Source organism: Actinoallomurus sp. CA-150999, from assembly GCF_050942425.1.
In the GTDB taxonomy this organism is placed as follows: domain Bacteria; phylum Actinomycetota; class Actinomycetes; order Streptosporangiales; family Streptosporangiaceae; genus Actinoallomurus.
On the sequence record NZ_CP192063.1, the window covers coordinates 10,266,906 to 10,285,518 of the forward strand.

General features: G+C 72.0%; 16 protein-coding genes and 1 tRNA gene. 9 read left to right on the forward strand and 8 right to left on the reverse strand.

From position 1 onward, the window contains the following. Window positions 1-3: 3 nt before the first annotated feature. Window positions 4-1,866, reverse strand: coding sequence for a glycoside hydrolase family 127 protein (locus ACQP2O_RS47235; protein WP_433176148.1), 1,863 nt, complete (start codon window positions 1,864-1,866; stop codon window positions 4-6). Between the two features lie 364 nt (window positions 1,867-2,230). Then, entirely contained in the window at window positions 2,231-3,616 is a 1,386-nt protein-coding gene (locus tag ACQP2O_RS47240; protein WP_433176150.1) for an NAD(P)H-quinone dehydrogenase, read from the reverse strand. 70 nt (window positions 3,617-3,686) lie between these two features. On the opposite strand from ACQP2O_RS47240, the gene ACQP2O_RS47245 reads away from it, so the two are divergent. The 8 genes from ACQP2O_RS47245 (at window position 3,687) to ACQP2O_RS47280 (ending at window position 11,596) form a co-directional block, all read left to right on the forward strand. Next, window positions 3,687-4,139, forward strand: a complete 453-nt coding sequence (locus ACQP2O_RS47245) for a gamma-glutamylcyclotransferase (RefSeq protein WP_433176152.1) — start codon at window positions 3,687-3,689, stop codon at window positions 4,137-4,139. Between the two features lie 197 nt (window positions 4,140-4,336). Beyond that, window positions 4,337-5,137: a purine-nucleoside phosphorylase gene (locus tag ACQP2O_RS47250; protein ID WP_433176153.1), complete on the forward strand. Its 801-nt coding sequence runs from the start codon at window positions 4,337-4,339 to the stop codon at window positions 5,135-5,137. A 43-nt stretch (window positions 5,138-5,180) separates the two neighbouring features. Continuing rightward, window positions 5,181-6,830: a phospho-sugar mutase gene (locus ACQP2O_RS47255; protein WP_433176155.1), complete on the forward strand. Its 1,650-nt coding sequence runs from the start codon at window positions 5,181-5,183 to the stop codon at window positions 6,828-6,830. Window positions 6,831-7,123: 293 nt separating this feature from the next. Beyond that, a complete protein-coding gene (locus tag ACQP2O_RS47260; RefSeq protein WP_433176157.1) occupies window positions 7,124-8,395 on the forward strand; it encodes a sensor histidine kinase in 1,272 nt (423 codons plus the stop codon). A 52-nt stretch (window positions 8,396-8,447) separates the two neighbouring features. Beyond that, window positions 8,448-9,089 carry a response regulator gene (locus tag ACQP2O_RS47265; RefSeq protein ID WP_433176159.1) on the forward strand — a complete coding sequence of 214 codons (642 nt, stop codon included), beginning with the start codon at window positions 8,448-8,450 and terminating at the stop codon, window positions 9,087-9,089. A gap of 30 nt (window positions 9,090-9,119) precedes the next feature. After that, window positions 9,120-9,192: transfer RNA gene (locus tag ACQP2O_RS47270), tRNA-Gly, on the forward strand. Between the two features lie 276 nt (window positions 9,193-9,468). Further along, on the forward strand, window positions 9,469-10,239 hold the full coding sequence (locus ACQP2O_RS47275; RefSeq protein ID WP_433176161.1) for an ABC transporter ATP-binding protein: 771 nt from the start codon (window positions 9,469-9,471) through the stop codon (window positions 10,237-10,239). 1 nt (window position 10,240) lies between these two features. Continuing rightward, the gene (locus tag ACQP2O_RS47280) at window positions 10,241-11,596 is read left to right on the forward strand and encodes an FtsX-like permease family protein (RefSeq protein WP_433176163.1); all 1,356 of its coding nucleotides are present in this window, start codon (window positions 10,241-10,243) and stop codon (window positions 11,594-11,596) included. Between the two features lie 7 nt (window positions 11,597-11,603). Here ACQP2O_RS47280 and ACQP2O_RS47285 read toward each other — a convergent pair whose 3' ends face one another. The 3 genes from ACQP2O_RS47285 to ACQP2O_RS47295 form a co-directional block, all read right to left on the reverse strand. Next, entirely contained in the window at window positions 11,604-12,236 is a 633-nt protein-coding gene (locus ACQP2O_RS47285) for a PH domain-containing protein (protein WP_433176164.1), read from the reverse strand. Then, on the reverse strand, window positions 12,218-13,303 hold the full coding sequence (locus ACQP2O_RS47290) for an adenosine deaminase (protein ID WP_433176165.1): 1,086 nt from the start codon (window positions 13,301-13,303) through the stop codon (window positions 12,218-12,220). The genes ACQP2O_RS47285 and ACQP2O_RS47290 overlap by 19 nt, the downstream gene beginning before the upstream one ends. Window positions 13,304-13,386: 83 nt before the next feature. Beyond that, window positions 13,387-15,252, reverse strand: a complete 1,866-nt coding sequence (locus ACQP2O_RS47295) for a Xaa-Pro dipeptidyl-peptidase (protein ID WP_433176166.1) — start codon at window positions 15,250-15,252, stop codon at window positions 13,387-13,389. Window positions 15,253-15,340: 88 nt separating this feature from the next. On the opposite strand from ACQP2O_RS47295, the gene ACQP2O_RS47300 reads away from it, so the two are divergent. After that, window positions 15,341-15,676: a DUF4190 domain-containing protein gene (locus ACQP2O_RS47300; RefSeq protein WP_433176167.1), complete on the forward strand. Its 336-nt coding sequence runs from the start codon at window positions 15,341-15,343 to the stop codon at window positions 15,674-15,676. A 1-nt stretch (window position 15,677) separates the two neighbouring features. Here the strand turns inward: ACQP2O_RS47300 and ACQP2O_RS47305 are convergent, their stop codons facing one another. From ACQP2O_RS47305 to ACQP2O_RS47315, 3 genes are read right to left on the reverse strand one after another with little or no spacing between them, the layout of a single operon-like run. Then, complete coding sequence (locus ACQP2O_RS47305) at window positions 15,678-16,958, reverse strand: thymidine phosphorylase (protein WP_433176169.1); 1,281 nt, start codon at window positions 16,956-16,958, stop codon at window positions 15,678-15,680. After that, on the reverse strand, window positions 16,955-17,353 hold the full coding sequence (locus tag ACQP2O_RS47310) for a cytidine deaminase (protein ID WP_433176170.1): 399 nt from the start codon (window positions 17,351-17,353) through the stop codon (window positions 16,955-16,957). The genes ACQP2O_RS47305 and ACQP2O_RS47310 overlap by 4 nt, the downstream gene beginning before the upstream one ends. Further along, on the reverse strand, window positions 17,353-18,609 hold the full coding sequence (locus ACQP2O_RS47315) for an ABC transporter permease (RefSeq protein ID WP_433191404.1): 1,257 nt from the start codon (window positions 18,607-18,609) through the stop codon (window positions 17,353-17,355). The genes ACQP2O_RS47310 and ACQP2O_RS47315 overlap by 1 nt, the downstream gene beginning before the upstream one ends. Between the last annotated feature and the right edge of the window lie 4 nt (window positions 18,610-18,613).

An 18,613-nucleotide genomic window follows, 5' to 3' on the forward strand; every position in this document is an offset into this window, starting at 1 on the left:
AGATCACTTGGCCCGGAGCCAGACGCGCATGGCCTCAGGCCCGCGGTTGCCCCACAGGAAGTACGGAACGAGGGTGACGGAGACCTTCTCGGTCTCCGCGACGGCCGAAGACTCGGCGGTGAGCTCCGGGTACAGCTCCTCCGACGGCGGGGGCGCGACACCCGCCATCGCGCGGAGGGCGACCGCGTCTCCCGGCTCCGCGATCTTCGCGTCGAGCACCCCGGCCGCCGAGAGGACCAGGTCGTCCACCGAGGCCGGCGAGTCCTGCTGCTCGACGCAGTAGACCAGCGGGCCGCGGGCGACGCCGATCGTGCCGCGGGTCGCGTCCAGGTACGGATGCGAGACGTGGCCGCGCACCGGCATCGGCAGGCCGAGACGGAGCTCGTCGCCCTCGGCCCACTCCCGCTCGACGGTCAGCCAGCCGTCCTCGGCAGCGGCGGGCTCGCCGTCGAGCGTGACGTCGCGCGCCCAGGCCGGGATGCGCAGGGCGAGCGCGTACGGGCGGCCGGGGGCACGATCGATCGTCACCCTCACGTCGCCGTCCCAGGGGTAGTCCGTCAGGACGGTCAGCGCGAGGTCCGCCGTCTCGACCCGCCCCTCGGTGTAAAGGGCCAGGAAGAGGGTGTCGTCGCGCTCGGCGGCCACGTGGTCGCCCAGCTGCGCCATCATCCGGACCACGTTCGGCGGGCAGCACGGGCAGCCGAACCATGACCGCCGCAGCGGCTCCCCGCCGGCCTCGGCGCCGCTCCGCTGCTGATGGTCGGGGCGGCGCTGCAGCGGGTTGTCGTAGAAGAACGCCTTACCGTCGGCGGACAGCCCCACGGCGTACGCGTTGAAGAGCACGCGCTCGAAGACGTCGAGGTACTTCGCCCCACCGGTGGCCAGGAACATGCGCCAGGCCCACTGCATCGTGCCGATGGCGGCACACGTCTCGCTGTACGCGCGTTCGGAGGGCAGTTCGTACCGGTCGCCGACGGCCTCGTCGGAGTGTCGGCTGCCCAGCCCGCCGGTGAGGTAGAGCTTGGTGGCGACCATGTCGTCCCAGAGCCGGACGAGCGCCTCGAGGAGGGTCCGGTCGCCCGTCTCCAGGTGGACGTCGGTCGCCCCGGCGGCCAGGTAGACCATGCGGACCGCGTGCCCGGTGACCGACGGCAGGTCACGGAAGGGCAGATGGTCCTGGAAGTACTCGGGCGGCATGATGCCGTACTCGAGGTGCCCGCGCCCGCGCCGGTCCACGAACAGGCGGGCCTGCGTCAGGTGGTCACGATCGCCGGTCTCCCGGTAGAGCTCGACGAGGGCCATCTCGACCTCGGGGTGGCCACAGACCGCCTCCTCGCCGCCCTCGCCGAACCGGCGCACGACCAGGTCGGCGAACCTGATCGCCACTCTGAGCAGCCGGTCATCGCCCATCCGCCGGTTCGCGGCGACGGCCGCCTGGATCAGGTGGCCGAGGTTGTAGAGCTCATGCCCCCAGGTCAGGTCCTCCCACGGCTTCTTGGCCGCCGCCGGGTCCTGGAAGAACGAGTTCAGATAGCCGTCCTCCGCCTGGACCCGCTGCAACAGCCCGACGATCTCGTCGAAGAACGCACGCGCACCCTCGTCCGCGTAGCCTTCGCCGATCTCGTACGCCAGGCCCTCGAGCGTCTTGTACAGGTCGGTGTCGAGGAAGGGGTAGCGCCCGCGATAGGCCGGTGGGTCGGCGACGAGCAGGCGGCTCAGGTTGTCGACGTTGCCGGCGGCGCGCAGTTCCTCGATGACATGGGGGATCGTCGCCTGCCGGTTCCGGTCCTGCCACTGCCGCAGAAGACCGCCGGTGATGCGCACCCCGGAGACCGGCCGAACAGCTCCCGCCGTGGTCCGTACCACTCCCGCTCGATCGCGCGCATGCGTCCTGAGCTGCCCAAATGACATCGAGCCTCCAGTACGATGTGGCATTGCACTGAACCATAAAGCGCTGGAAGGCGACTGCCAAGAGACCGGCAAAGGAATTTATCTACGAGTAACCGGGAAGGTTGCGAAAAGCGCGGCCGAAGCCGCCATCCTCAAGTCAACCCGAGGGCACGGTCAGGCCGAGGTTTCACCAACGGCGGGAGCGTACCGACGGGCCCGTGAAATCGGCACCTCTCGGTACGTATCGGCATGTTCGCACCAAGCCCTGGCCCGGCAACGTCATCGCCGGTGCGGTTCCACACGCAGGTGGAGGCGCGCTCCGGCGACGGGGCCGGACCGCTCAGTAGGCCGACTCCTGCATGAGGCGGCGCGCGGCCTCGGTGATGCTGCCGGACACCGACGGGTAGACCGCGAACGTGTGCGCGACCTGGTCGACGGTCAGGTGCTGCTGCACCGCCATCGACAGGCCGAGGATCAGCTCACTGGCCCGGGGCGCGACGATCACGCCGCCGAGCACGATGCCGGTCGCCGGCCGGCAGAACAGCTTCACGAACCCGTCGAGGAAGCCCTGCATCTTCGCGCGCGGGTTGGTGGCGAGCGGCAGCTTCACGATGCGGGCCGGGACCTCGCCGGAGTCGATCTGCGCCTGGGAGACGCCGACCGTGGCGACCTCCGGGTCGGTGAAGATGTTGGCCGCCACCCAGCCGAGCTTGAGCGGCTGGACGGCCTCGCCGAGGGCGTGCCACATCGCGATGCGGCCCTGCATGGCGGCGACCGAGGCGAGCATCAGCACGCCGGTGCAGTCACCCGCGGCGTAGACGTGCGGCGCGGAGGTGCGGGAGACCTTGTCGACCTGGATGAACCCGCAGTCGTCCAGCCGTACGCCGGCCTCTTCCAGGCCGAGGCCCCGGGTGTTCGGCTCCATGCCGACCGTCATGAGGCAGTGGGAGCCGCTGACCGTACGGCCGTCGGTGAGCGTCACCTCGACGCTGTCGCCGACGCGTTTCACCCCCGCCGCCCGGGAACGGGCCAGGAGGTTCATGCCGCGCCGCTGGAAGACCTCCTCCAGCACCCGCGCGGCGTCCTCGTCCTCGTTGGGCAGGACGTGGTCGCGGGAGGACACGAGCGTGACACGGGAACCGAGTGCGAGGTACGCGTTGGCGAACTCCGCGCCGGTGACTCCGGACCCGACCACGATCAGGTCCTCCGGCAGCTCCGGCAGGTCGTACAGCTGACGCCAGTTGAGGATGCGCTCGCCGTCGGGCTCCGCGCCCGGCAGCACGCGCGGCGTCGCGCCCGTGGCGACGAGCACGACGTCGGCGTGGATCCGCTCGTCGCCGACCGCGATGATCTGCGGGTCGACGAGGCGGGCCTCGCCGCGGATGATCCGCACGCCCTCGTCCGCGACCCGCTGCTCGATGTCGGCGGACTGCGCCCAGGCCAGCTCCTTGACCCGCTTGTTCACGAGCGGAAGGTCGACCTCCGGCCCGCCGACCTCGCCGTCGCCGCCACCGGAGAACCGCACGCCGAGCGACGCCGACTCCGACAGGACCGCCATCCGGGTCGAGGTCGCGATGAGGGTTTTGGACGGTACGCAGTCCGTCAGGACGCAGGCCCCGCCGGACCCGTCCCGCTCGATCAGCGTGACGTCGGCGCCGAGTTGTGCCGCGACCAGGGCGGATTCGTAGCCGCCGGGGCCGCCTCCGATGATGGCTACGCGTGTCATATCGGTCATTCTTCCGCACTCCCGGGGTTGACGCGCCGCCGCGTCCCCACAGCCCGTACGCTGGGCGACCGTGGCCTTGTACGCGGCGTACGCCTCCAACATGGATCCCGCACAGATGGCGCAGCGGGCACCGCACTCACCCCTGCGCACCACCGGCTGGCTCAAGGGCTGGCGGTTGACCTTCGGCGGAGAGAACGTCGGCTTCGAAGGCGCCCTCGCCACCGTGGCCGAGGACCGCGACGAGCACGTCTTCGTCGTGCTGTACGACGTTCCGGACGCCGACGAGCAGGCGCTCGACGAGTGGGAGGGGGCGGCCCTCGGCGTCTACCGCAAGATCCGCGTGCGGATCGCCACTCTCGACGGCGACGTCCTCGCCTGGCTCTACGTCCTCGACGCCTACGAGGGCGGCCTCCCGTCGGCACGGTACGTCGGCATCCTCGCGGACGCCGCGGAGAAGGCCGGGGCGCCCGACGACTACGTGAAGGACCTGCGTACGCGCCCGTGCAGGTCGCTCGGCAGCTGAAAGGGCTCCGGCGCCAGGTACGCCGCGATGCCCGCCCGGGCCTGCGCTCGGCGACTTAACGGCATCCGGCACCAAGTGCGCCGAGGTGCCCGCCCGGGCCTGCTCTCTTGTCCGTCCGCATCGCTCGGCGGCGGTAACGGACCCGCGCACCTCGCTCGGCGACCGACCGGTACGCGACGTGGGTAATCTGGGCGCTTGTGAGCAATGACGCCTACGAGCTGGCCCGATCAGCGGCCGACGTCCTGAAACGACGCCTCACCGCCGACTCCTTCGACGTCGCCCTCGTCATGGGGTCCGGCTGGGTTCCGGCCGCCGACGCCCTCGGTGCGCCCGCCGACGAGGTCCCCGTGACCGAGCTTCCCGGCTTCGCCGAACCCGGCGTGCCCGGCCACGCGGGCGCGGTCCGCGTCGTCGAGGTCGGGACCAAGCGCGCGCTGGTCTTCCTCGGCCGCACCCACCTGTACGAGGGCCGGGGCGTGCAGCCGGTCGTGCACGGCGTCCGCACCGCGCTGGCCGCCGGCGTCAAGACGGTCGTGCTCACCAACGCCGCGGGCGGCACCCGCCCGGAGTGGCAGAAGGTCGGCGACCCGGTGCTGATCTCCGACCACCTGAACCTCACCGGCCACAACCCGATCACCGGGCCGACCTTCGTCGACCTGACGGAGGCGTACTCCCCGGCCCTGCGGTCCCTCGTCAAGGACATCGACCCGTCGCTGGCCGAGGGCGTCTACGCCGCGCTTCCCGGCCCGTCGTACGAGACGCCGGCCGAGATCCGCATGCTGCGCACGCTCGGCGCGGACCTGGTCGGCATGTCCACGGTCCTGGAGACGATCGCGGCCCGGGAGGGCGGCGCCGACGTGCTGGGCATCTCCCTGGTGACGAACATCGCCGCCGGGCTGACCGGCGAGCCCCTGGATCACCTCGAGGTGCTGGCCGCGGGGCGGGCCGCCGCCGAGCGGATGGGCGCGCTCCTGGGCAAGGCCCTCCGGGCCCTGTAGGCGACGTACGAGCGGCCCCGGCCGAGACGGAGTGGACGGAAACGTGAGCGACGGTTACCGGCCGCAGGCCGCGGAATGGCTGGCCCAGGACCCCGACCCGGAGACCCGGGAGGAGCTGCGGGCGCTGCTGGACGACGAGGCGGCGCTGGCCGAGCGGTTCGGGGCGAAGCTGGAGTTCGGCACGGCGGGTCTGCGCGGAGAGCTCGGCGCGGGCCCCAACCGGATGAACCGGGTGACGGTGATGCGGGCCGCCGCCGGCCTCGCCGCCGTCCTGACCTCCGATGACGCGGCGGAGCGGTTCGAGCGGCCCGGCAACGGTGCTTCCGTGGTGATCGGGTTCGACGCGCGGCACAAGTCCGACGCGTTCGCCGAGGACTCCGCGGCCGTACTCGCCGGCGCCGGCCTCACCGTCCACCTGATGCCGCGGCCGCTGCCGACGCCCGTCCTCGCGTACGCCGTCCGCCACCTGGGCGCCGACGCCGGCGTCATGGTGACCGCCAGCCACAACCCGCCGCGGGACAACGGATACAAGGTCTACTGGGGCGACGGCGCCCAGATCATCCCGCCGCTCGACACGGAGATCTCCCGCGCGATCGACGCCGTCGGACGGGTCGACGAACTGCCGCGCGGAGCGGACTGGAAGGTCCTCGACGACGGCATCGTCGACGCCTACCTCCGGTCGCTGGGGCGGCTGCCGCTGGGCTCCGCGCGGGACGTGTCCGTCGCGTACACGCCGCTGCACGGGGTGGGCGGGGAGGTGCTGCGCCGCGCGTTCGAGTGGAGCGGCTTCCCGGCCCCGGACGTCGTCGCCGAACAGGAACGACCCGACCCCGACTTCCCGACCGTGGCCTTCCCCAACCCGGAGGAGCCCGGCGCGATGGACCTGGCCCTCGAGCTGGGCAAGGGCCACGACCTGGTGATCGCGAACGACCCGGACGCCGACCGCTGCGCCGTGGCCGTCGGCGGGCGGCTGCTGACCGGGGACGAGGTCGGCGGGCTGCTGGCCGAGCACGTCCTACGGCACACGAGCGGCGCCGACCGGCTCGTCGTCACGACGATCGTGTCCTCGTCGCTGCTCGGCAAGATCGCGGCGGCGCACGGCGTCCGCTACGCCGAGTCGCTGACCGGGTTCAAGTGGATCATGAAGGCGGGCGCCGCCCGCGACCGCCTCGTGTACGGCTACGAGGAGGCCCTGGGCTACTGCGTCGGCGGCGACGACGGCGTCCCCGTACGCGACAAGGACGGCATCGGCGCGGCGCTCGTCGTCGCCGCGCTGGCCGCCGAGGCGAAGGCCGAGGACCGCACGCTCACCGACCTCCTCGACGACCAGGCGCGCCGGTACGGCCTGCACGCGACCTCCCAGCTGTCGGTACGCGTCGCGGACCTGTCGCTCATCGCGGACGCCATGGCCCGGCTGCGCGCGGCGCCGCCCGACCGCCTCGGCGGCCGTACGGTCACGGCGATGGACGACCTGTCCGCCGGGCTGGGCGGCCTGCCGCCGACGGACGGTCTGCGCTTCCGGCTGTCCGAGGGGGGCCGCGTCGTCGTCCGCCCGTCCGGCACCGAGCCGAAGCTCAAGTGCTACCTCGAGGTCGTCGAGCCGGTGACCGGTGCGGTCGCCGACGCCCGTACGAGGGCCGACACCGCGCTGGCGGCCCTCCGCGCCGACCTGGCGGGCGTCCTCGGACTGTGACCCGCCGACCCGGTGATCCATCGCCGCGCCAGGCGAGGGCCGTCACCGCGCGGGACGACGCGGTCGCCGCGCCGGACGATGCGGTCGCCGCCCCAGGCGATGCGGTCGCCGCGCCAGGCGAGGCCGTCACCGCGCCGGACAAGGCCGTCGCCGTGCCAGGACGGACGCCCCGTCATGCCGGTGAGGATCCCGGCCGGTCGACGCCCCGGCCCGATCACCCCCGACCGAGGTCGTACCGGCGTCGACTTTCGGCCGATGCCGGTCCGCCCCACGACGACCTACCGTTGACACCCATGAGCGGTATGGCGGTATCCCGCCCTGACCACCCGTCCCTCCTGCCCGCCCTCCTCCTCGCGCCCGAACCGACGGAGCAGATCCGGCGGTCGCCCCGCGACTGGGCGGTGGACATCGCCTGCTTCGTCCTGGCAGTGCTGTCCGGGGCACTCATGTTGCTCCTCACCTCCCAGGGATCGCCCCCGCCCGATCACCCGCCACGCCTGCTCGACGTGACCATCGGCGTGCTGGGCTGCCTCGGCCTGTGGATACGCCGGCGCCGACCGGTCGAGCTCGGAATCACCCTGAGCGTGCTGAGCGGCGTCTCCTCGACGGTCGTCGGGGCGTCGTGCATCGCCCTGTTCACGGTCGCCGTACACCGGCGTTTCCGCACGGTGGCACTGGTCGCGCTGGTGAATCTGGCCACCGGCCTGGAGTACGCGGCGGCGTTCCCCGACCCGAAGAAGTCCTACTGGGCCGAGGTCGCGAGCGGCGCCGCGTACACCTTCATCATCAGCGCGGCGATCGTCGCCTGGGGGATGTTCGTCCGCGCGCGACGGCAGCTCATCCTGTCCCTGCGCGATCGCGCCCTGCGGGCCGAATCCGAGCAGCAGCTCCGCGTGAAGCAGGCCCGGCACCAGGAGCGCGCGCGGATCGCCCGGGAGATGCACGACGTGCTCGCCCACCGCATCTCCCTGCTGAGCGTGCACGCGGGCGCGCTGGAGTTCCGTCCCGACGCTCCTTCGGAGGAGATCGCGAAGGCGGCGGGTGTGATCCGGGCCAGCGCGCACCAGGCCCTGCAGGACCTGCGCGAGGTGATCGGCGTGCTCCGCGAGGACGAGGCGGAGGACACCCCGGAGCGCCCCCAGCCGAACATCGCCGACCTGCCCACGCTCATCGACGAGTCGCGGCGCGCCGGCATGACGGTGCGGTACGAGAACCGGCTGCACGACCTGGGCGCCGTGCCCACCGGCATCGGGCGCAGTGCCTACCGCACCGTCCAGGAGGCGCTCACGAACGCCCGCAAGCACGCCCCGGACGCCACGGTGAGCGTGGTCGTCGACGGGTCGGCGGGCGCCGACCTCACGATCGACGTGCGCAACCCGCTGGTCAACACCGCGTCGGGGATCCCGGGCTCGGGTACGGGGCTGATCGGCCTGGCCGAACGCGCCACGCTGTCCGGAGGACGCCTCGAACACGGGCCGACGCCGGACGGGGAGTTCCACATCCGGGCGTTCCTGCCCTGGCCCGCCGAACCGGCCCGCGCCGACGCGCCCGGCACGGACGCCTGATCCTCATCCATCCGTCACACCGCCACGCGCCGAGCCCCATTACTGTGTCCCCGTGACCATTCGCGTGCTGATCGTCGACGATGACGCATTGGTCCGTGCGGGCCTGTCGATGATGCTGGCCGGAGCCGACGATCTGCGGATCGTCGCGGAGGCCGGCGACGGCTCCGAGGTCGCCGCGCTCGTCGTCGAACACACGCCGGACGTCATCCTCATGGACATCCGGATGCCTCGCATGGACGGTCTCGCCGCGACGGAGGCCCTCCGGGCCCGCGACGGCGCCCCCGAGATCGTCATCCTGACCACCTTCGACGCCGACGAGCACGTCCTGCGTGCGCTGCGGGCGGGCGCCGCCGGGTTCCTGCTCAAGGACACCCCGCCGGGCGAGATCATCAACGCGATCCGGCGCGTCGCCGCCGGCGAACCGATCCTCTCCCCCAGCGTCACCCGCCGCCTGATCGCCCACGTCGCCCACACCCGCCACAACCCCGCCGAAGAACGCCTCGCCCGCCTCAGCGACCGCGAACGCGAGGTCGTCGTCGCCATCGGCCAGGGCAAGTCGAACGCCGAGATCAGCTCCGAGCTCTACATGAGCGTCGCCACCGTCAAGGCCCACGTCTCCCGCCTCCTGGCCAAGCTCGAACTCAACAACCGCGTCCAGGTCGCCCTCCTCGCCCACGACGCCGGACTCGTCTAGTCCCCGGATCCGGTATTCTTATGGCGTCACGCGGACGTGGCTCAGTTGGTAGAGCATCACCTTGCCAAGGTGAGGGTCGCGGGTTCGAATCCCGTCGTCCGCTCTCGGATTGTCATACTCGCCGCCCCTTCGGGGCGGCTTCGCCGTCTCTGCTGCTAGTCCAGGGGGACGACCCCCTGGAACCCCCGGTGCCGGGCTCCGCCCGGCCCCCCGCGTCCCATCCGAAGCGGCTTCCGTGTTTCCGGTGCTTGCCCAGGAAAACGGCCCCTTCGAACCTGGAGTAGCGGCTGACGGCGCCGCTGATGGTGTTCTCAGGTACACCCCGCTTGGCCTGTTAAGCCCATCGAGCGGACCTCGGGTTCTCCATAGCTTCGTCTTCATGAACAGAAGCACCCTGGGCGCTCCCGAGGCGCTACGGCTCGTTTCGGTACGGAAGGTCTACGGCACTGACGGTACGAGTGTCACCGCGCTGGACGATGTCTCACTGACCCTGCCGAAGGGCACCTTCACGGCCGTCATGGGTCCGTCCGGCTCCGGTAAGAGCACGTTGCTGCAGTGCGCCGCGGGCCTCGACCGGCCGTCCAGCGGCAAGGTGTTCGTCGACGGCGCCGAGATGAACGGCGGGACCGAGACGGAGCTGACGAAGTTCCGCAGGCGGCGGATCGGCTTCATCTTCCAGCAGTTCAACCTGCTTCCCACCCTCAATGTGCTGCAGAACGTCACCCTTCCGCTCTGGCTGGCCGGCCGGAAGGCGGACGGCCGGCACGCGCGCGAGATCCTCACCGCGATGGGGCTCGGGGAGCGCCTGCGGCACCTCCCGGCCGAGTTGTCCGGCGGCCAGCAACAGCGCGTCGCGATCGCGCGGGCGCTGGTCACGAACCCTTCGGTGATCTTCGCCGACGAGCCGACCGGTGCGCTGGACACGCGCAGCGCGCGTGAGGTGCTGGGCCTCCTGATGCGGGCGGTGCACGAGCAGGGCCAGACCGTGGTGATGGTGACGCACGACCCGGTCGCCGCTTCCTATGCGGACATGGTCCTTTTCCTGGCGGACGGCCGACTCGCCGGCGAGCTGATCCGGCCGACGGCCGAGGCCGTGGCCGAGCGGATGACACATCTGGGCGAGCGGACCGCGCTCCGGAAGGGAGCCTGACGTGTTCGGACTGGCGCTTCGCTCGCTCCGGCACCGGGCCGGGGGCTTCCTGGCGACGTTCGTGTCCATGGTGTTCGGGGCGGCGATGGTGATGGCGTTCGCCTCGCTACTGGACACCGGCATGGCCGCGGGAGTGCCCGCGGCGAGCCGGAAGTCGCTCGTCCTGATGGCCGTCGTCGTCGGCGGCTGGGGGCTCATCATGGTGGCCTTCTCGGTCACCTCCACTCTCACGTTGGTCGTGCGGCAGCGGGCCGCGGAGCTGGCGCTGCTGAAGAACGTGGGCGCCACGCCGATGCAGATCGGCCGCATGATCGTCGGTGAGACGTCCGTCGTCGCGCTGGTCGCCGGCCTGGTGGCCATCCCGCCGGCCGCTCTGGCCGGCCGGGGCCTGCTGTCGTTGCTGACGTCCACGGGACGGGTCGCCGACGGCGTCGGATACGCGTTCGGCTCGTACGCGCTGGGCATCGGGCTGGGCGTCACGTTCGCGGCGGCGACCACGGCCGCGGTGATCACCGTGCGGGGCAGCGTACGGTCGCGGGCGGCGGAGGCCACGCGGAGCGCCGCATCGGATGGTGGCCGCATGAGCCGCAAGCGGGCGGTCGCCGGGGTGGCGTTCCTCCTCCTGGGCGCCGGTCTGGCGGTCACGACGGCGACCGCGATGCGTGGCAAGGGCATCGACGCGATGCAGACGGCCGGTCAGACGTCCATCTGGACGTCCATCGGGTTCGCGCTCCTGGGGCCGGCTCTGGTCGGCCGGGTGACCGCCGCGCTCGCCCGGCCTCTGGAGAAGGCCGGTGTCCCCGCCTACCTGACGGTCAACCACGTCCGCCACCGGTCCGGTCAGCTGGCGAGCGCGTTGATGCCGGTCATCCTGTTCACCGGCATCGCCACCGGCACGCTGTACATGCAGTGGATCGAGAACGCCGCGACCGCCGCGTCGGGTGTGGTCAGCACGGCCGACCAGAAGACGACCGAAACGTTGAACTTCACGGTGATCGGCATGCTGGTCGTCTTCTCGGCGATCATGCTGATCAACACGCTGGTCGCGGCGATGACGTACCGGCGCGGTGAGTTCGCCCGGCAGCGGCTCGTCGGGCTCACCCCGCCGCAGGTCCTGAAGGCGGTCGCGGTGGAGGGCGTGATCCTGACGGTGCTCGGCGTCGCGTCCGGGACGGTCGCCGGCCTGTTCACGATCGTGCCGTACAGCGTCGCCCGGACTGGACGGGCACTGCCGGACGTGGGCGCCGGCACGTACCTCGGCGTCGTCGTCATCGCCGCGGCACTGACCCTCGGAACCGGCCTGGCCGCCGCCCGGCGGGCGATCCGGACGCCGGCGGTGGAGGCGGTGACCCGCTGAGCCGGCGTCAGACCAGGGCGATGACGGCCGCGACGAGGAAGGCCGCGGCGGGCACCGCCACCGCGACGACGGCGGGCCATGCCCAGGTCACGACCGGCTCGGTCGCTCCCGTCGACGGACGGCGGGACTGCTCCTCGGCCATCTCCCGCAGCTGCTCGACGGCGTAGTCGGTCTGCGTGCGTCCCCGGACGTACTCGGCGACGCTGTCGGGCAGTTTCCGCTCCTCGCGGCGGGCCTTGGCCTCCATGCGCGCGCGGTTGCGCGGGGAGATCTGCAGGACGAACGCCCGGAACCGGCGCCCGTCGGCGTGGACGTACACGGCGTCGCCGCCCTCGATCCGCTCGACCGCGCCCCACGGCACCCGCACGTCGCGGATCAGGTTGTGGAAGCGGACGGCCTCGTCGTCGGCGACGATGCGGGGCCGGAGCCCGATGACGTACGCGACGCCGCAGCCGAGGATCATGATGGTCGCGGCGACCAGCGAGGCGTCGTCGTCGCCTCGCCAGACGATGTCGACGAGGTTCGCGGCGGCGAAGACCATCCAGCCCCAGCCGAAGAAGCGCGCGGCCGGCGGCCGGAACATCTTGGCGCCCGCCGGAGTCTTCGGGAACACGGCGGCGGTCACGAGTGCGATCGCCACTTCAGCTGCGCGAACCCCGGCTTGATGACGCCGTTGATCAGCTCGAGGCGCTCGTCGAAGCCGAGGAAGGCGGACTTCATGGCGTTGACCGTGAACCACTGCAGGTCGTCCCAGCCGTAGTCGAACGCCTCGACGAGCTTGGCGAACTCCTCCGACAGCGTGGTGCCGCTCATCAGCCGGTTGTCGGTGTTGACGGTCACCCGGAAGTAGAGGCGGCGGAGCAGCCCGATGGGGTGCTCGGCGATGGACTTGGCCGCGCCGGTCTGGACGTTGGAGCTGGGGCACATCTCCAGGGGGATGCGCTTGTCCCGGACGTACGCCGCGAGCCGCCCGAGCCGGGGGCTCTCCGCGTCGCGTTCGGCGATGTCGTCGATGATGCGCACGCCGTGGCCGAGCCGGTCGGCGCCGCACCACTGGATGGCCTGCCAGATGGACGGCAGGCCGAACGCCTCGCCGGCGTGGATGGTGAAGTGGGCGTTCTCCCGCTGGAGGTACTCGAACGCGTCGAGGTGCCGGGTCGGCGGGTATCCCGCCTCCGCGCCGGCGATGTCGAAGCCGACCACGCCCTCGTCGCGGTAGCGGACGGCCAGCTCGGCGATCTCCATGCTGCGGGCCTGGTGCCGCATGGCGGTGAGCAGCGTGCCGACCCGGATGCCGTGGTCCCGGCCGCCGTCGGCGAAGCCCTTCAGCACCGCCTCGACGACCTGGTTCAGCGTGAGGCCGTTGCGGGTGTGCTGCTCGGGCGCGTAGCGGACCTCGGCGTAGACGATGCCGTCCTTGGCGAGGTCCTCGGCGCATTCGTACGCGACGCGGGTGAGGGCCTCGGCGGTCTGCATGACGCCGACGGTGTGGTCGAACGTCTCCAGGTAGCGCTCCAGCGAGCCGGAGTCGGACGCCTCCGCGAACCACGTGCGCAGCGCGCCGGGGTCGGTCGTGGGGAGCGCGTCGTAGCCCGTCTCGCGGGCGAGGTCCACGATGGTCTCCGGCCGCAGGCCGCCGTCGAGGTGATCGTGGAGGAGCACCTTGGGGGCCCGCCTGATGTCGTCGAGCACAGGGCGGTTCGTCACGCCTCGCACATTACCCGCCGTACGCCCCTCCCATCGCCGTACGGACCCCTCGGCGCGGCGCTGAGGGGCCCGTACGGCGGCGTTCATCCTGTCGTGAGGGGCAGGCGCAGGGTCGAGCCGCCGAGCTGGACGGAGACCTTCGTGCCGGCCGGGTACCGCAGCGTGTAGTCGTGGTCGGTGGCCATGATCACGAGGCCGATACGGTGCCCCGGTTTGAAGGCGTAGTCGTACGGCACCAGCTTCCAGTCGAACGCGTACGTCCGGCCGGGCGTGATCGGCTCCGTCCGGGACGCGGAGTGGCGGTTGCGCACGTCCAGCCAGCCGCGCGTGACGATCTGGTAGGGCGTCTCCTTGGTGACGTACTTCTTCACGGTCCGGCAGCCGGGGTCGGTCGGGATGCTGTCGCCGAAGCACCACTGCTTGTCGGTGGCGGCGAAGTCGGCGAAGCGGGTGTCGGTGCCGTAGTCGACGAGCAGCGCGGACAGGTACGGCGACCTGCCGTCCACCGAGGCGTTCACCCGGATCTCGGGGGTGCCGCTGAGCCGCAGGCCCTTGGACAGCTTCGGCGTGAGGTAGATCAGGCGGTTCGGGTCCGCCTTGTCGGGCTCGGCGGTGAGCTGGTCCGCCGTGCGGGCGGGCGCGTCGACGAAGCCCTGGCGTCCACTGGGCACTCCCGCGCCGAGCGTGCCCGGCTGGCCGCCGCCCAGGCGCATGTCGACCGGGCGGGCGCCCGGCGCCGGCCAGTCCGGGGCGGTCGTCCACTGGCCCGGCGAGCGCTCGAAGTCGACCTTCGGCTCGGACATGACGCCGTTGGGGACGCCGTACAGCCAGTGCGCGAACCACCGGTTCGCCGTGTCGAGCCAGGCCTGTCCGCGCACGTCGATCGGGTCGTCGTGCTCGGCCTGGTGGATCCACAGCTTGCGCGGCACCCCGGCGCGGCCGAGGGCCTGCCAGAGGTTGAGGAACTGATTCGGCTTGACGTTCCAGTCGTTCAGGCCGCCGGTGACGAGGACGCTCGCCTTGAACCGGCCCGCCTTCTCGGCGAAGTTCCGCTCGTCCCAGAAGGCGTTGTAGTCGCCGCTGACGCGGTCCATGCGCTTCTCGATCTCGTGCATGGCGGCGGTGCAGGCGGCCGGGTTCTTGCGGGTCAGCACGACCTTGGCGTGCAGGTCGGCGTCCTCGCCCTCGTACCCGCCGGGGGCGATCACCCCGCCGTTGCCCCGGTAGTAGTCGTACCAGCTGGCGACACCGGAGATCGACACGACGGTCTTCAGGCCCGCGACGCCGGTGGAGGCGGTGGCGAGCGGGAGGGTGCCGTCGTAGGACTTGCCGGCCATCGCCACGTTGTGGGTCGACCAACCGGCCGTGACGGGGCTGCCGTCGGCGGCGTACGCCTTGGCCTTGCCGGTCAGCCACTCGACGACCGTCTTCATGGCCGTGGTCTCGGCGGGGCTGACCGCGCCGGGGCAGCCGTCGGACTCACCGGTGCCCAGGGTGCTGGCGGCCAGGACGGCGTAGCCGCGGGAGACGAAGTAGTTGTCGTAGTACACCCTGTTGTAGTTCGGCGGCGTCCAGGGCGCGGTCGACGGCGACCAGGGCGCGAGGCGCGGGTAGTCGGTGACGTCCGCCGGGTGGTACGGGTCGTCGATGGTGCCGCTGAAGTAGGGGCTGCCCTCGAGGATGGAGGCGACCTTCAGGCCGGCGTCGGTCTCCTTGGGACGGGTCACGAACACCGCGACCCGGTCCTTCTTGCCGTCGTGGTCGCTGTCGACGGGCGTCTCGACGTAGACGGTCTGGCGGATGGCGTCCTTGAAGGAGAAGGTCGGCTGGGTCACGCCGTCCCGGATCACCACGCGGGGCGGAGCGGCGCGCTCGGCCGCCGCGGCCGGCAGTGCTCCGGCCAGCAGGCCGGTCGCACCCGCAAGGACGATCATCAACGTGTGCCGCATCAGCCGCTCCCCTGGCGCCGACGAAAGATCATCGTTCAGCGTCCCGAGGAGTCCGGCGTCGGTCAACCGGCCGCCCCGGACTCGGCCGATGCTGGACACGCGGTTCACGGCGGTGTTCCTCTATGGTGCCGTCATGTACCAGTACCCGGCTCCGCCGCCCCCGCAGGATGACAGTGGAGCCACGACCTCGATGGTCCTCGGCATCCTCGGCCTCGTGCTGTGCGGCCTGCTGGCGCCCATCGCCCTGTTCATGGGCATTTCGGCCAAGCGGCGGATCCGCGAGAGCGGCGGGTACCTCGGCGGCGACGGTCAGGCGACGGCCGGCGTCGTGATGGGCGCCATCGGCACGGCCTTCATCGTCCTGGCGCTCGTGTTCCTGGCCATCGTCCTCATCGCCGCCGCCGCTTCCACCGGCAACCGCTGAGTCAGGCGATCCGGTCGATCAGCAGCGGCCCGCGGGTGACCGCTGCGGAGGACACCTCGTACGCCCCCTCGAGGGCGGCGAGCGCGCGCTCGAAGCGGGCCGGGTCGTCGGCGTGGAGGGTCATCAGCGGCTGCCCCGCTCGTACGGTGTCGCCGGGCTTGGCGTGCAGGACGATGCCCGCCGCGTGGGCCACCGGGTCCTCCTTGCGGGCCCGCCCGGCGCCGAGGCGCCAGGCCGCGACGCCGACGCCGTAGGCGTCGAGCCGGGCCAGCACGCCGGACTCCGTCGCCAGGACCTCGTGGGTCTCCTTCGCGACCGGGAGCGCGGCGTCCGGGTCGCCGCCCTGGGCGCTGATCATGCTCCGCCAGGCGTCCATCGCCGAGCCGTCGCGGAGCGCGTCGGCCGGGTCCTTGGCGTCCGTCAGGCCCGCCGCGGCCAGCATCTCGCGGGCCAGGGCGACGGTCAGCTCGACGATGTCCTCCGGGCCGCCGCCCGCCAGGACCTCGACGGACTCGTCGACCTCGAGGGCGTTGCCGACCGTACGGCCGAGTGGGGTGTCCATCGCGGTCAGCAGCGCGACGGTCTTCACCCCGTGGTCGGTGCCGATGTCGACCATCGTCCGGGCCAGCTCGCGGGCGTCCTCGACGCTCTTCATGAACGCACCGGAACCGGCCTTGACGTCCAGGACGAGCGCGCCCGTGCCCTCCGCGATCTTCTTGGACATGATCGAGCTGGCGATCAGCGGGATCGACTCGACCGTTCCGGTGACGTCGCGCAGCGCGTACAGCTTGCGGTCGGCGGGGGCCAGGCCCGAGCCGGCCGCGCACACCACGGCACCCGCCCGGTCGAGGACCGACAGCATCTCCTCGTTGGACAGCGACGCCCGCCAGCCCGGGATCGACTCGAGCTTGTCGAGGGTGCCGCCGGTGTGGCCGAGGCCGCGCCCGGACAGCTGCGGGACGGCCGCGCCGCAGGCGGCCACCGTCGGCGCCAGCGGCAGCGTGATCTTGTCGCCGACGCCGCCGGTGGAGTGCTTGTCCGTCGTGGGGCGGCTCAGCCCGGACCAGTCCATCCGCTCGCCGGAGCGGAGCATCGCGTCGGTCCAGCGGGCGACCTCACGCCGGGTCATGCCGTTGAGCAGGATCGCCATGGCGAGCGAGGACATCTGCTCGTCGGCGATGACGCCCTTGGTGTACGCGTCGATCGTCCAGTCGATCTGCGCGTCGGACAGCTCCCCGCGGTCCCGCTTCGTGCGGATGACGTCGACGGCGTCGAAGGTCACGCTCGGTTCTCCAGATCGTCGGGGCCGAAGGCGTCGGGCAGCACCTCGCGCATCGGCCGGATGCCACGGACGGTCTCCAGCAGCATGCCAGGGCCGCCGTGCTCCCACAGCAGCTGGCGGCAGCGCCCGCACGGCATCAGCGGAGCGCCGTCGCGGCCCACCACGGCGACGGCGACCAAGCGGCCGCCGCCCGTGCCGTGCAGGTCCGAGACGAGGCCGCACTCCGCGCAGAGGCCGACGCCGTACGAGGCGTTCTCCACGTTGCAGCCGGAGACGACGCGGCCGTCGCCGGTCAGCCCGGCGGCACCCACGGGGAAGTTGGAGTACGGCGCGTAGGCCTTCGCCATCGCCGCACGTGCCGCCTCTCGCAGGGCGTCCCAGTCGATGTCGGCCATCAGTGTCCCCCTCCGCGACGGTAGCGCAGCCCGTCGGCGGCCGGCATGCGCAGCCGCTGCGCCGCGAAGGCCAGCACCAGCAGCGTCGTGATGTGCGGGCTGTAGGTGACGATCTCCTTGGGCAGCTCCTTGGTCAGGAAGAACCACGCGAGCAGGCCGACCGCCACGACCGCCGAGACGACCGCCGTGACCATCCGGCGCCGGTAGCCGTGCCAGCCGGCCAGGACCAGGAGGCCGACGCCGAGCAGGAGGAGCATGGCGTGCACCGCGCCGGCGCCGCCGCGCAGCTGCAGCGCGTCGGTGTACCCGAACAGGCCCGCGCCCGCCGCGACGCCGCCCGGCCGCCAGTTACCGAAGATCATGGCGGCGAGGCCGATGAAGCCACGCCCGTTGACCTGGCCCTCCTGGTAGTTGGAGGACGCCACCATCGCCAGGAACGTCCCGCCCACCCCGGCGAACGCCCCGGAGATCACGACCGCGGCGTACTTCATCGTGTAGACCTTCACGCCCAGCGACTCGGCGGCGAGCGGGTTCTCCCCGCAGGACCGCAGCCGCAGGCCGAACGCCGTACGCCACAGCAGGTAGAACGAGATTGGGATCAAGGCGACCGCGATGAGGGTGACCGGCGACAGGTTCGTCAGCAGCCCGCGCACGATGCCCGCGAGGTCGGAGATCAGGAACCAGTGGTGCTTCTCGAGGTCGCCCAGCGGGCCGCCGACGCCGGGCACGCTCCACGTGGGGAAGTCCGGCAGGGGCGGCGACTGGGTGGCCCCGCCGCCGGTCTCGTGCGTGAAGAGCAGGTCCGACAGGTAGCGCGCGACGCCCGGCGCCAGAATGTTGATCGCGACGCCGGAGACGATGTGGTCCACGCCGAACGTCACGGTCGCCACCGCGTGCAGCAGGCCGCCCACCGCGCCGGCGATGATCCCGCCGAGCAGGCCGAGCCACGGGTTGCCGCTGAAGTACGCCCCGAAGGCCGCGCCCCAGGTGCCGAACACCATCATGCCCTCGAGGCCGATGTTGACCACGCCGGAGCGTTCGGACCACAGGCCGCCCATCGCGGCCATCCCGATCGGCACGGCGAGCGCCAGCGTGGCGCTCATGGTGCCGCTGGAGGTGATGTCGGTCTCGCCGGTGATCAGCCGCAGGGCGATGAGGGCGGCGAAGACGCCGAGGCCGATGGCCAGCGCCCGCCGGCCACGCGCCGCGCGCACCCCGCCGGTCCGCGGGGTCGGCGTACGGACCTCCTGGTCGATCATG

Excerpts from the sequence above, each read along its gene's own strand:
- ACQP2O_RS47240 (WP_433176150.1), bottom strand. The coding sequence starts at position 3,616 with ATGACACGCGTAGCCATCATCGGAGGCGGCCCCGGCGGCTACGAATCC.
- ACQP2O_RS47260 (WP_433176157.1), top strand. The coding sequence starts at position 7,124 with ATGAGCGGTATGGCGGTATCCCGCCCTGACCACCCGTCCCTCCTGCCC.
- ACQP2O_RS47275 (WP_433176161.1), top strand. The coding sequence starts at position 9,469 with ATGAACAGAAGCACCCTGGGCGCTCCCGAGGCGCTACGGCTCGTTTCG.
- ACQP2O_RS47295 (WP_433176166.1), bottom strand. The coding sequence starts at position 15,252 with ATGCGGCACACGTTGATGATCGTCCTTGCGGGTGCGACCGGCCTGCTG.
- ACQP2O_RS47300 (WP_433176167.1), top strand. The coding sequence starts at position 15,341 with ATGCTGGACACGCGGTTCACGGCGGTGTTCCTCTATGGTGCCGTCATG.
- ACQP2O_RS47310 (WP_433176170.1), bottom strand. The coding sequence starts at position 17,353 with ATGGCCGACATCGACTGGGACGCCCTGCGAGAGGCGGCACGTGCGGCG.